This window comes from Undibacterium sp. TJN25 (assembly GCF_049339885.1).
In the GTDB taxonomy this organism is placed as follows: domain Bacteria; phylum Pseudomonadota; class Gammaproteobacteria; order Burkholderiales; family Burkholderiaceae_D; genus Undibacterium.
In genome coordinates this window covers 330,518-342,605 of record NZ_JBMPPM010000003.1, presented here as the reverse complement: position 1 = coordinate 342,605, position 12,088 = coordinate 330,518, and the positions used below count along the sequence as shown (strand labels likewise).

Genomic DNA, 12,088 nt, shown 5'->3' with positions numbered 1-12,088 from the left:
AACAATTGTTAAAAAGTGGCTGAATGCCCGTGTCTTTGAGAAATTACGTTCAAGAAATCCGATTGCCTTACCGTAATTATTGCTGAGGGGAAGTATCTTCATCACTGAATTTACTTGAAATTCCTTCTTGTCAGCACCATGTCTGATGTAAGACTAATTGGATTAGCTGTACCGGTATCGGAAAGGAAAGAACATGAACCTCATCTACAATAGCGAGCAATATAGCGTGGTGGAGTACGGCGCCGATGCAGACCATGATGCACTGCGTTTTGGCGGCTACGAAATCACCGACAAGTCGGTACGCCGCGAATGGTTTATCGGCGGCCCTCTGGCGCTGAACTTTCGCAAGGATGTCACCGACCTGATCGCGACGGAACCCAGCATGGAAGAGATCGACGATTTCCTGGGCCAGTTTGACTCCTACATGGCGCAGTCCGTGCTGCTGCACTGACTGTATGATCGTAGTCAGCCGGCCGGGGTTTCCGGAGATTCAAAATCGGCAATGATGTTGACATCGCCGTCAAACACCTTGCGCACCAGCTTTTTCAATTCGGCATTGTCGGCCGGATAAGGGTAGTTTTCTATGCCCGTCACCCCGTATTTTTCCAGCCTGGCCCGGCTGGGGAAATAGGCTGTGTCCGGCGCGGTACCGGGGCGCTCTATTTCACCCTGTACCGAATAGCGGATTTTCTTCCTGTCCAGCGCGGCCATCTTACGGCCCAGCCTGTCTAATTCCTTGTCCGTCACCCCGTAGTCCCACTTGCCTTTGGCGGTGGTCAGCGTCAGCCTGCCCTGCAGGAGCGGCGCCCGATGGTGGCCGGCTACGGTGGCGAGTATCACCTTGTCCACATCGCGGTACAGGCCGCGGTCCACGCCTATGCGGGAAAAAAATTCCAGCTCCCTGACGGCCAGTTTATCCAGGTGGTTCTGCAAACCCTCGCCGTGCATGGAACGGCTGCTCAGTGCGCCACGCTGGAACTGCCTTTCTTTCTCTTCAGGCAGGCTGCCCAGTGGCCCGCCGTGGAAACCGACCAGGCTGCCCGGGTTTACCGTTTTTTGCAGCGCGGCCAGGAACAGGTAGTTGGCACAACTGGACATGCAGTATTTATCGACAACGAGGCGGATGTTCCTGCTGCGCAGTTCCTCGGCCATCAGCATGCCTTCGTCGGCGCTGCCGCCTTCGGACGTTATCACCAGCGTCGTCGTGGCGGCATCCAGATAGCGCAGCAGATGCTGGCGGCTGCCCTTGCCTATCTCGCCACGGTAGGAGACCGTGCCACTGTCGATACGCCGTATCTGGTAAGGCAAGGCCTCTGCTGCTGCGGTTGCAGCTTGGCATAGCATGGTCGACAACAGCAGGCAGCACAGGCGTTTCATGATCTGCTTTCAATGCGCCGCAGGAAGCGGCACAGGTATTTCAATATTACTTAACACTGCCCCCAGGGCAGGCCGTCGAATCGCCAGCCATTGATAGTGCTGCGCTGGTGCCCGGCATCCAGGTCGCCCTCAAAGCCGTGCAATACGTTGATGACGTTCTTGAAACCCTCGGCTTCCAGCGCCTCGCCGGCCGTAACCGAGCGGCTGCCGCTGCGGCAGATCAGCAGTATCGCGCGGTCGCCGTTGCCGACGATCTTCTTCACGTCCGGCACAAAGCGCGGATTGATTGCCCAGTCTGCACCGTCATTCCATGCGACATGGATGGCGCCGGTAGGATGGCCGACAAACAGGAATTCGATTTCGCTGCGGCAATCGATCAGCAAGGAAGAAGGATGGGCTTGCAGATATTCTGCGGCTTGCGTGGGGCTCAGGTGTTCCATGGATGTTCCAACGTGTTTGCTATAAGGTCTTGCTAGCAATATACCGCTTTTTAAACTCGTCCGCGCCTTTCGGGCCAAGGATTTGCGTCATCGCAACAATTTACTCCCGCGCGCAAAAGCGGGTAAAGCAGTATTGGCAACGCTGCATAAGCGACATCATTGCGGCAATATGCCGCGTGCGGCAGGCGGTGCTATCTTGACGTGGTATCAAGCTTGCTTCAAGGCTTGCACCCACCCTGATAAACCATGACCGAACACGACCACACTGACTGCATAGGGCAACAACATGCCATCACCCCGCTGGACTGGTTCAGCGGGCTGGTGCAGCTGCCGCGTGAACGGCATGCAGTGCTGGTGTCCATCGTCGATGCAGCCGGTTCCACGCCGCGCACCACCGGCAGCCGCATGCTGGTTACACCGCATACGCAATATGACACGATAGGCGGCGGCCACCTGGAATGGAAGGCGCTGGCGATGGCCCGCCTGTGGCTGGCCGAAAAATCCACTGCCGGCAGCGCCGCGCCGCGCACCGAACGCCTGGCGCTTGGCCCCAGCCTGGGGCAATGCTGCGGCGGCGTGGTGCAGATTGCACTGGAGAGGCTGGACCTGCTGGACGACGCGGACTACGCAGCACGCCTGCAGCAATACCGGCGCTGTTTGCCGCAATTGCCGCATCTGTATCTGTTCGGCGCCGGGCATGTCGGTGCGGCACTGGTGCAAGTACTGGCGCAGGTGCCTTGCCGCATCACCTGGGTCGATGAACGCGACCATCTGTTCCCTGCCAACCTGCCGCCCCATGTTATTGCGGAAGATACCGACGTGCCGGAAGCCGTGATCGCCAACGCCGAAGCACACAGCTACTTCCTGGTGATGACGCATCATCACGGGCTGGACCTGCTCTTGTCGGAACATATTCTGCGCCGCGCGGATGCGGCCTGGTTCGGCCTGATAGGCTCGCAGACCAAACGGGTCAATTTTGAACGTCGTCTTCAACAGCGCGGCATCCCTGCCGCAAGGCTGGAACACATGGTCTGCCCGATAGGCGTGCCCGGCATTACCGGCAAGGAGCCCGGCGTCATCGCGGTCGCCGTGGCGGCACAATTATTGCAACTGTGGTCACAGGCACGTACACTAGCCCCTACATCGCCACGCAAAGAATTGAGCATCCATGACCATCTCTCTCCATGAATTCATCCAGGGCTTGCCCAAAGCAGAACTGCACCTGCACATAGAAGGTTCGCTGGAGCCGGAGCTGATGTTTGCGCTGGCGCAGCGCAACGGCGTCACGCTGCCCTATGCAACGGTGGAAGAAATTCGTGCCGCTTATAACTTCACCGACTTGCAATCCTTCCTTAACCTGTATTACGCGGGTGCCGCGGTCTTGCTGACCGAAGAAGATTTTTACGACCTGACCATGGCTTACATCCAGCGCGCGCTGGCAGACCAGGTGCGCCACGTTGAGCTGTTCTTCGATCCGCAAACCCATACCGCACGCGGTGTCAGTACTGAAATTGTCTTTGCCGGCATTGCCCGCGCCTTGCGCCAGGCTAGGCAGGAACATGCGTTCTCCGGCAGCATGATCCTGTGTTTCCTGCGCCATCTGAGCGAGGAAGACGCGCTGCTGACGCTGCAAGCGGCGCTACCCCTGCGCGAGCAATATGCTGATCTGTGGAATGGCGTAGGGTTGGATTCTGCCGAGGTGGACAATCCGCCTGAGAGATTTGCACGGGTATTCGCGCAGGCGCGCGAACTCGGTTTCCACCTGGTGGCGCACGCCGGCGAAGAAGGGCCGCCGGCCTATATCCACAGCGCACTGGATATTTTGCAGGTGGAACGCATAGACCACGGCGTGCGCGCCGAAGAAGACGAAGCGCTGATGCAGAAGCTGGCCAAAACTCAGATGCCGCTGACGGTATGCCCGCTATCCAACCTGAAGCTATGCGTGGTGGACGACCTCAGCAAACACAACCTGGCGCGCATGCTGCGCGCCGGACTATGCATCACGATCAATTCCGACGACCCGGCCTATTTCGGCGGCTATATGAATGCCAACTTCATCGCCTCTGCCGATGCGTTGGACCTGAGCCGCGCCGAACTGGTGCAACTGGCAAAGAATGGATTTTGCGCATCGTTCGCGCCGGCGGAGCAAAAACAGCTGTGGCTGGAAGAGTTGGACGCTTTCGCCTCAAGCACTCACTGATTTCAATTGTGCTCGGGCCGCGGTCAAGGCTTCGATAAACCGCCACAGGCCGCGTCAGCGGCCTTTTCTTCCTCTATAAGCTGAAGCGGTCGCGTGTCGCCTGCGCACACTGGTTCATCACCGTCAGCGAACGCTGTACCGTGGGTGCGCCGATGATAAAGGGATTGCTGCCTTGTCCTTGCTGCGCACGTAACGCGCCCAGCTTGACCATCGCACTATCATAGTTGGGATGGTTGGACAGCAGCACGTCCACCTGCTGCGACTGCGCCACCTGCATCATGCGTGCCGTGGAGTTGATATAGCTGTCCAGCCGCGGCAAATCCTTGCCGAAATTGAAGGCAGTGCCACCCCACAGCAGCGCGCGGTGCTTGACGCCGTTCGCATAGACATCGAACATCGGCGACAGTGTACCGCGCGTATGGCCCGGCGTCTGATACAGCGTTACCCTGGTATCGCCCTGGGTGATGACGTCGCCATCCTTGACGGCGACATCACGCTTGGGTACCGCGCCCCAGTGGGCAGATTCGAATTCCAGCTTGGTCTCGGTGATGGTCCAGTCCGCCTCGCTCATGACGACGCGCGGATGGTAGCGGCTGACCAGGTAGTTGACGCCGCCGTAGTGGTCGCCGTGCGCATGCGTGACGATAATGGTGCGAATGTCCTGCGGGTTCATGCCCAGCTTGCGCAGGCCTCCCTCTATCTGCGCCGCCGCTTCGGCATCGTTATCCAGCGCGTCGATGAGGATGATGCCGTCCGAGGTCTTGATGGCCCAGGCGCTGACCCAGGCTGCGCCCACAAAATACAGGTTGTCGAACGCCCGGCCGGGTTCCGGCGCCGGCAGCGCCATCAACGCGGCCAGCCCGTGCTCCTTCTGCTCTTGCGAGGCGCCTGCGGTCTGGTCAGGTTTGCACAAACCTATCAGCGGCTGCAAATCTGTGCCCGCAGCACTTTGCGCCTGGGCGATATGCGCATCCACGCTGGCCTGGCTGGGCGCACCAGTCTGTGCGGTCGGCGTAGTTTGTGTGGAGCAGGCGGCAAGGCCGGCAGCAATAAGCGCGACGGCAATACCAGACGCGCGGCGGATTTTTTTCATGGTGTCTCCAGGTCTTTATTGTTGGAATATTTTTTCAGTACTGCACAGCAGAAGGCATTTTTTGTTTCCCCCGCCGCCGATGCAATAGCTGCTCGCAAGCTTATAACAAAGTGCTGCTTTATGCTTTAAGCACCCATGCAGATGCGAAAGACGACCACCGTCGCTGTCGATGGGCGGCACCAAAGAAAAAGGCTCGCGCGAGGCGAGCCTTTTTAAGAACGGTGCGGACTGCACGGACAGGTGGCATTAAAGAAAACCAGCGCCTGCCGCCTGCCTGGAACTAAAAATGATATTCCGCGCGTATCATCGGCGTCTTCGCGGTCTGCCCTTTGTTGCCGGTCGTCGCGGCAGAATTGCCGAACTTGTTTTTCCAGTACTGGTATTCAAACCCCACGCGGAACGTGTTCTTGCCGGCGCCCCATAACGAACCAACGTCATACATCACCTGCATGTCGATATTGGTTTCTGCCGTGGTGTCGTTGCCGACTTCGTCCTTGCCCTTGGAGGCGATAAAGTTCGCATAGCCTTCAAACGCGAATTTCTCGCCCAGCGGGATGCCCCAGTCTGCCGTCAGCATGGGATGGGTTTTGTAGGTATAGCGGCTGGGAATGAAGGAGGGCGCATTGCTTTCGCGCAGCAGCACCAGGCTGGTGTTCAGGTGGCCGGGGACGTCCCACATCAATGTCGGGCCGGCGACCAGCATGCGCTTGCGCGAATTGTAGCCGACATCGTTCTTGGTATTCCAGTCAAAACCCAAGGTCAGGCCGACGCCGCGGACAGGGCCGAACTTGATGTCCTTGCCCTGTATCTTGCCGATGTCCAGCGTATTGCGGTACACCAGGTAGGCCTCCTGCGCGCCGGCGCTGGAACCTGGCGAACCCGGATCGGAGCTGTCGGACTGCAGCAGATCCAGGTTGAAGAAATTGGTGCCGTACTTGTAGCCGCTGACATGCGTCAGCGCGAAAATATTCTTGCTGATGTCTTGCGGATTGAAAGGCTCGGCAAAAGAATTACCGCGGCGCCAGCTGATTGCGGTATCGCTCCACTCCGCCGCCTGCGCCTGTACCAGGCCTGCCACGCTCAGGCCCAGCAAGGCCGCCTGCGCTGCGCGCTTTTTTGTGATGATGCTCATTCATACTCCCAGAAGGTTGGACAACATTTTCCTGCAGCCAGGCCGGAAGGCATGGAGCGGGTGTTAGTTTTTTTTAATATTTTTGCTACCGCATCGCTTTTTGCAATGCGCATCACGGGACAGCAGGCACCATCGAGTTGAGGTGGCAAGGACTTGCAACCGCGGGCATTTTTGATGCCCTGGTTGACAGCCGCTTTTTCAGATCAAGATCATTTACCAATTACTGTATGCTTTTATTGGCTAACCAGATCCGCCAGGCGGAAGCCGCCTATCTTGATGATCTGCTCCAGGCATTCCTGCATTTCAGTCGCGCGGTCGGAAGACAGGCGGCGGCTGAAGTGACGGATGATGCTGTGCCTGTCGTGGCCGCGCACTGCGATCACAAAGGGAAAACCGAACTTGGCGTTATAGTCCGCGTTCAGCTGCTGCAAGGTGTTGAATTCTTCTGCACTGCATTGGCTCAATCCCGCACCGCGTTGCTCGCGCGTCGATTCCGCGGTCAGCTCGCCACGCACGGCTGCCTTGCCGGCCAGTTCCGGGTGGGCACGGATCAATGCCAGCTGCGTGGACTCGTCCGCATCGCGCACTGCCTGCGCCATGGCAGTATGCAAGTCCTGTACCACCGCAAAGGGCCGCTGCGCATACGCGCGCTCCGCCACCCAGGGTGAATGCTCGAAGATCGCGCCCAGGACAGATACGAATTTTTCCTGGCTGGCCGAATTCAGTTCTGCCAGCGAAATAGAATGGATCAAGATAAGGCCTTCCGGTTCAAGCGGTTTGGTTAATTTGGCTTTGCTGAATGTAAGGATGTTTTTCCATCCAGTGCCGGGCGATATCGATGCGGCGGCAGATCCACACCTGGTCGTGCGACTGTACATAGTCGAGGAAACGCTGCAGCGCGATGAAGCGTCCCGGGCGTCCAAGCAGGCGGCAATGCATGCCTATCGACAGCATTTTCGGTGCATTCAGGCCGTCCGGATTGCCTTCCGCGTACAGCACGTCGAAGCTGTCTTTCAGATATTGGAAGAACTGTTCACCGGTATTGAAGCCCTGCGGCGTCGCAAAGCGCATGTCGTTGCTGTCCAGCGTGTACGGCACAACGAGATGCGGCTTGCTGCTGCCATCGGCGGTGGCGACCTGTGTCCAGAACGGCAGGTCGTCGCCATAATAGTCGGAGTCATAGGCAAAGCCGCCGTGTTCGACGACCAGCCTGCGCGTATTGGGCGAGTCGCGGCCGGTGTACCAGCCCTGCGGCGCACTGCCGGTCAGCTCGCGGAAAATCTGCACTGCCTGCTGCATGTGCTCGCGCTCCACGGCTTCGTCGATATGCTGGTAATGGATCCAGCGCAGCCCGTGGCAGGCAATCTCGTGTCCGAGTTCGCCAAACGCCCGGGTCAGTTCGGGATGCCGCTGCAAGGCCATCGCCACGCCGAAGACCGTCAGCGGCAGCTTACGTTTCTCGAATTCGCGCAGGATACGCCAGACGCCTGCGCGCGAGCCGTATTCATAGATCGATTCCATCGACATGTGGCGTGCTTCGTACGCGGCAGCACCGACGATTTCGGATAGAAACTGCTCGGACGCCTGATCGCCGTGCAGCACGCTGTTCTCGCCGCCCTCTTCATAGTTCAGCACGAATTGCAGCGCGATGCGTGCCTGCTGCGGCCATTGCGCATGCGGCGGCACTGGGCCATAGCCGATCATGTTGCGCGGGTAGTTGCTGTCTGTCTGTGCTTGCATGGTGATCCAGCCCTTTTACTTATTTCGGGGGACGTTTGCCCAGCGCGGCGCGCAGGTCAAAGCCTTTGTCGTTTTTTTTCGGCGTGCGGCAAGAACACTGTTGCAAGTGGTGTGCCATCTGCTGTACGGCGGCCTCCCTGTCCTTGCGTTCCATCGCTTCAATGACCTGCAGGTGCTCGTCGAACGAGCAGGGCTGGTTGCCCGGCGCATCAGTTGTCGAGATCAGCAGCGTGGTGCGCGACACCAAGCGGCGCAGCATTTCCACCAGCAGGTCGTTGCCGCTGAGGCGCGCCAGTTCGATGTGGAAATCCGCCGACAGGCGTATCCACAATGAGCGATCGCCCTGCATGAAAGCAGCGCGTTCGCGTTCCACCAGCACGCGCAGTGCCCTAGTGTCCGCCGTGCTTACGCCGGCCATCGCTTTTTCTATCGCCATCTGCTCCAGCGTCTGGCGCAGGTCGAACATATCCTGTGCTTCCTTGTCGCTGGGGCTGGCGATGAAAGCGCCGCGGTTCGGTTCCAGGTCCACCAGCCCGTCGGCAGCCAGCTGGTTCAATACCTTGCGCACGCCGTGGCGGGCCAGCTTGTAGATTTCACCCAGCGACTGCTCAGCCAGCTTGGTGCGTGCCGGCAGCCGGTGCTCCATGATGGCATCGTAAATCTCGCGGTACATGCGCTCTTCCGCACCCGCCCCATTGTCCGCGGAAGCGGTAGGGACAACGGCTAACTTGGCTTGCTCATTCATTTTGTTGGCATTTTCAGATTAACTTTGTTGACCATTAAAGTTCAAATTGTCGACAATTGCAAGAATTTTCAGCATGCCATGCGACCAAAAACATCCTGGGTTGTTGCATTTTTATCTGAAAATGCGCCTGCTCTCATAGTTAAATCAGCGCTCTTTGCCAATTTCCTTCAAAATAAATTTGACACGATGGTTTTAGCGGGCATAAGATTGTCAACAATATTGATTTATCTTTGTCGTCAATATTTTTAAGGCAGGCTTTCACGCAGGCCCTAAAACACTCCGATAATAGAAGGCAGCTCTACAGTCTCGAACAGCCGGCACCGCCCGGCCCGACGGCAGATCGCTAGAGATACCCCAAAGCTAGTGTTTTCTTTTTGATTTGTGAATCAGGAACATCGCAGCGGGGTAGACAGGAAACTTGCTTTCCAGCAGTCCCGATGTATGTTCCCATGAATGCAAATTTGTTTAAATCATGAGGGAATCAGGATGGGACGTATAACTACACATGTACTTGATACCGCACACGGCAAACCCGGCCAGGGCATTGCCGTGCAGCTGTATCGCATCGACAGCGGGCAGAGGCTGGAGCTGCGCGCAGCGCGCACCAATGCTGATGGCCGCTGCGACGAGCCGCTGCTGGAAGGCGACGCCATGCAGGCCGGCATCTACGAGATCGATTTTGACGTCGGCAGCTATTTCGGCAGGCTGGGTGTCCAGCTACCGGAGCCTGCCTTCCTGGGCCGCGTGACGCTGCGTTTCGGCGTGTCGGACGCCGCGCAGCACTATCACGTGCCGCTGGTTGTGACGCCGTGGAGCTACTCCACCTATCGCGGCAGCTGAATTGCAATCGAACTGCAAGCAAGCTGCCACCGGCCTTGCGCCGTTTCACATTATCGGACATGCCTGGGGATGGCCCGCATTTTGCTGCAGCTAGCAAGCTTGCGCGCAGACCTTGTCATTCCTCATGTCACAGTTTTTGGAGTATCTGAATGGAAGCATATTTGCTGGATTGGGCCAACCTGCTGCTGCGCTGGCTGCACGTGATCGTCGCCATTGCATGGATAGGTTCGTCCTTTTATTTCGTGTGGCTGGACAACAGCCTGAAGCCGCCGGTGGATGACAAGCTGAAGCAGCAAGGCGTCGGCGGCGAACTGTGGGCCGTGCATGGCGGCGGTTTTTACAACCCGCAAAAATACCTGGGCGCGCCGCCTAAATTGCCGGAAGACCTGCACTGGTTTTACTGGGAGTCTTACAGCACCTGGCTATCCGGCTTCAGCCTGTTCTCGCTGGTTTATTTGTTCAATGCGAAGACCTACCTGATCGACCCCAGCGTCGCCCCGCTGACGCCCACCATCGCCGTCGTGCTGGCGCTGGGTTTCCTGGTGGTGGGCTGGCTCGTCTACGACCTGCTGTGCCGCCTGTTCGGCAAGAATGAAAAGCTGCTGTCTGCGCTGGTGGTGGTCTACGTGATTGCCGCTGCCTGGGGAGCCTGCCACCTGTTCTCCGGCCGCGCCGCCTTCCTGATCATCGGTGCGATGATCGCCACCATCATGAGCGCGAACGTATTTTTCTGGATCATCCCCGGCCAGCGCACGGTAGTGGCATCGATGAAGGCCGGCGAGCCGGTTGACCCCATCCACGGCAAACGCGGCAAACAACGCAGCGTCCACAACACCTACTTCACGCTGCCGGTGCTGTTTGCGATGCTGTCCAACCACTACAGCATGACGTACACACATCCGCATAACTGGCTGGTGCTGGTGCTGATCATGGTGGCGGCCGTCTTCATCCGCCAGTTTTTCATCCTGCGCCACAAGGGCAACACCAATATGGCGTATCCGGCCATCGCTATCGTGATCCTGGCGGCGGTAGCGGCGTGGATTGCGCCACATCCGGCAGAACCCGCTCCTGCCGTGTCCGCAGCAAGCGCCGCACCGGCCGATACAGCTCCTGCTACCGGAGCAACGGCCACACCTGCCCTGGCACAGGTGCAGCAGATCGTGCAGGCGCGCTGCATACAGTGCCACTCTTCCAAGCCGACGCTGATGCCGACACCGGCCAAGGGCCTGATCCTGGAACAGCCTGAGCAGGTGCAGGCCAAGGCCCAGCTGATTTACCAGCAGGTAGTGCAGCAAAAGCTGATGCCGCTCGGGAACCTGACCCATATCACCGATGCGGAACGCGCGACCATTGCCCAGTGGTTTGAAGGCGGCGCAAAATAAAACTGACATAAAACGCCGTGCTGCCTATTTGCGGCAGCACGGGAAAATACTTAAACCAATATAGAAAGAGACTCATCATGGCAAGCATTGCACTCGACCCCAACGCCCCTGACTTCACCCGCCGCTACCCCAACCTGGCCGATCCACGCCTGGGCGCGGCGACGCTGGCGACCAGCGACGACTTCTTCGCCGAGATGTCGCGCATGCTGAACCCCGAGCCTGCGGTATTCATCCCCGGCAAATACGACACCAACGGCAAGTGGATGGACGGCTGGGAATCGCGCCGCAAGCGCGTCAACGGCTATGACTGGTGCGTGCTGAAGCTGGCGCGTGCCGGCACCATCAAGGGTGTGGACATCGACACCAGCCATTTCACCGGCAACTATCCGCCGGCCGCATCGCTCGAAGGCGCCTATGTCGCGCAAGGTACGCCGGATGCGCAGACCGAATGGACAGAAATCCTGCCGTCGGTGAACCTGCAAGGCAACAGCCACCACTACCATGAAGTCACCCATGGCAGCGCCTTCACGCACCTGCGGCTGAACATCTACCCGGACGGCGGCGTGGCGCGCCTGCGCGTGTACGGCCAGCCGCAAACGGACTGGAACAACGCCGACCGCAACCAGCTGTTCGACCTGGTGTCCATGGAAAACGGCGGCTATGTCGTAGCCGCCAACAACCAGCATTTCGGCTTGGCGTCGAACATGCTGATGCCGGGACGCGGCGTCAACATGGGAGACGGCTGGGAAACCCGCCGCCGCCGCGAGCCGGGCAACGACTGGTGCATCATCGCGCTGGCGCAACCCGGCATCGTCGAAAAGATCGAAGTCGATACCTGCCACTTCAAGGGCAATTACCCGGATGGCTGCATGATACAGGCAGCGCATGTGGTGGGCGGCACCGACAGCTCGCTGATCACGCAATCAATGTTCTGGCCGGTACTGCTGGGCGAGCAAAAACTGCAGATGGACCACCAGCACTACTATGCGGAGCAGATCGCCAAGCTGGGGCCCGTGACCCACATCCGGTTTAATATGTTCCCTGACGGCGGCGTTTCGCGCCTGCGGCTGTGGAGCCGCCTGGCCTGACAGCCTGCTTAAGATGCAGCGCGGGCGTCCGCCGCCCGCGCGTAGTCCAAC

Annotated in this window: 13 protein-coding genes; 6 read left to right on the top strand and 7 right to left on the bottom strand. The window is 58.8% G+C overall.

What is annotated here, in order from left to right; genetic code table 11:
• Positions 1-193 precede the first annotated feature (193 nt).
• On the top strand, positions 194-451 hold the full coding sequence (locus tag ACO0LO_RS08525; protein WP_188568541.1) for a BTH_I0359 family protein: 258 nt from the start codon (positions 194-196) through the stop codon (positions 449-451).
• Positions 452-465: 14 nt separating this feature from the next.
• Here ACO0LO_RS08525 and ACO0LO_RS08520 read toward each other — a convergent pair whose 3' ends face one another.
• Both ACO0LO_RS08520 and ACO0LO_RS08515 read right to left on the bottom strand, forming a co-directional pair.
• Positions 466-1,377, bottom strand: coding sequence for a hypothetical protein (locus ACO0LO_RS08520; protein ID WP_422963780.1), 912 nt, complete (start codon positions 1,375-1,377; stop codon positions 466-468).
• A 50-nt stretch (positions 1,378-1,427) separates the two neighbouring features.
• Entirely contained in the window at positions 1,428-1,817 is a 390-nt protein-coding gene (locus tag ACO0LO_RS08515) for a rhodanese-like domain-containing protein (RefSeq protein WP_422963779.1), read from the bottom strand.
• 246 nt (positions 1,818-2,063) lie between these two features.
• Between ACO0LO_RS08515 and xdhC the strand changes: the two genes are divergently transcribed.
• On the top strand, positions 2,064-3,005 hold the full coding sequence (xdhC, locus tag ACO0LO_RS08510; RefSeq protein ID WP_422963778.1) for a xanthine dehydrogenase accessory protein XdhC: 942 nt from the start codon (positions 2,064-2,066) through the stop codon (positions 3,003-3,005).
• Complete coding sequence (locus tag ACO0LO_RS08505; RefSeq protein ID WP_422963777.1) at positions 2,986-4,017, top strand: adenosine deaminase; 1,032 nt, start codon at positions 2,986-2,988, stop codon at positions 4,015-4,017. Before xdhC ends, ACO0LO_RS08505 begins: the two co-directional genes overlap by 20 nt.
• 73 nt (positions 4,018-4,090) lie before the next feature.
• On the opposite strand, the gene ACO0LO_RS08500 is transcribed toward ACO0LO_RS08505, so the two are convergent.
• From ACO0LO_RS08500 to ACO0LO_RS08480, 5 genes are all read right to left on the bottom strand, one after another.
• Positions 4,091-5,110, bottom strand: coding sequence for an MBL fold metallo-hydrolase (locus ACO0LO_RS08500; protein WP_422963776.1), 1,020 nt, complete (start codon positions 5,108-5,110; stop codon positions 4,091-4,093).
• A gap of 280 nt (positions 5,111-5,390) precedes the next feature.
• Positions 5,391-6,242: an outer envelope protein gene (locus tag ACO0LO_RS08495; protein WP_422963775.1), complete on the bottom strand. Its 852-nt coding sequence runs from the start codon at positions 6,240-6,242 to the stop codon at positions 5,391-5,393.
• Between the two features lie 233 nt (positions 6,243-6,475).
• A complete protein-coding gene (gene uraD / locus ACO0LO_RS08490; RefSeq protein WP_422963774.1) occupies positions 6,476-6,994 on the bottom strand; it encodes a 2-oxo-4-hydroxy-4-carboxy-5-ureidoimidazoline decarboxylase in 519 nt (172 codons plus the stop codon).
• Positions 6,995-7,010: 16 nt separating this feature from the next.
• Positions 7,011-7,982 (bottom strand): allantoinase PuuE, encoded by a 972-nt coding sequence (gene puuE / locus ACO0LO_RS08485; protein ID WP_422963773.1) that lies wholly within the window; start codon positions 7,980-7,982, stop codon positions 7,011-7,013.
• A gap of 19 nt (positions 7,983-8,001) precedes the next feature.
• Positions 8,002-8,727, bottom strand: a complete 726-nt coding sequence (locus tag ACO0LO_RS08480) for a GntR family transcriptional regulator (protein ID WP_422963772.1) — start codon at positions 8,725-8,727, stop codon at positions 8,002-8,004.
• Between the two features lie 486 nt (positions 8,728-9,213).
• Between ACO0LO_RS08480 and uraH the strand changes: the two genes are divergently transcribed.
• The 3 genes from uraH to alc all read left to right on the top strand — a co-directional run bounded on the left by uraH (position 9,214) and on the right by alc (position 12,037).
• Positions 9,214-9,567, top strand: a complete 354-nt coding sequence (gene uraH, locus ACO0LO_RS08475; protein ID WP_422963771.1) for a hydroxyisourate hydrolase — start codon at positions 9,214-9,216, stop codon at positions 9,565-9,567.
• Positions 9,568-9,716: 149 nt separating this feature from the next.
• Positions 9,717-10,949: a urate hydroxylase PuuD gene (locus ACO0LO_RS08470; RefSeq protein ID WP_422963770.1), complete on the top strand. Its 1,233-nt coding sequence runs from the start codon at positions 9,717-9,719 to the stop codon at positions 10,947-10,949.
• Between the two features lie 77 nt (positions 10,950-11,026).
• Entirely contained in the window at positions 11,027-12,037 is a 1,011-nt protein-coding gene (alc, locus tag ACO0LO_RS08465; RefSeq protein WP_422963769.1) for an allantoicase, read from the top strand.
• The last annotated feature ends 51 nt before the right edge of the window (positions 12,038-12,088 follow it).

Coding starts and splice junctions, on each gene's coding strand:
- ACO0LO_RS08500 (WP_422963776.1), bottom strand. CDS start 5,110: ATGAAAAAAATCCGCCGCGCGTCTGGTATTGCCGTCGCGCTTATTGCT.
- ACO0LO_RS08495 (WP_422963775.1), bottom strand. CDS start 6,242: ATGAGCATCATCACAAAAAAGCGCGCAGCGCAGGCGGCCTTGCTGGGC.
- ACO0LO_RS08480 (WP_422963772.1), bottom strand. CDS start 8,727: ATGAATGAGCAAGCCAAGTTAGCCGTTGTCCCTACCGCTTCCGCGGAC.
- ACO0LO_RS08470 (WP_422963770.1), top strand. CDS start 9,717: ATGGAAGCATATTTGCTGGATTGGGCCAACCTGCTGCTGCGCTGGCTG.
- ACO0LO_RS08525 (WP_188568541.1), top strand. CDS start 194: ATGAACCTCATCTACAATAGCGAGCAATATAGCGTGGTGGAGTACGGC.
- alc (WP_422963769.1), top strand. CDS start 11,027: ATGGCAAGCATTGCACTCGACCCCAACGCCCCTGACTTCACCCGCCGC.
- puuE (WP_422963773.1), bottom strand. CDS start 7,982: ATGCAAGCACAGACAGACAGCAACTACCCGCGCAACATGATCGGCTAT.
- ACO0LO_RS08515 (WP_422963779.1), bottom strand. CDS start 1,817: ATGGAACACCTGAGCCCCACGCAAGCCGCAGAATATCTGCAAGCCCAT.
- xdhC (WP_422963778.1), top strand. CDS start 2,064: ATGACCGAACACGACCACACTGACTGCATAGGGCAACAACATGCCATC.
- ACO0LO_RS08505 (WP_422963777.1), top strand. CDS start 2,986: ATGACCATCTCTCTCCATGAATTCATCCAGGGCTTGCCCAAAGCAGAA.
- uraH (WP_422963771.1), top strand. CDS start 9,214: ATGGGACGTATAACTACACATGTACTTGATACCGCACACGGCAAACCC.
- ACO0LO_RS08520 (WP_422963780.1), bottom strand. CDS start 1,377: ATGAAACGCCTGTGCTGCCTGCTGTTGTCGACCATGCTATGCCAAGCT.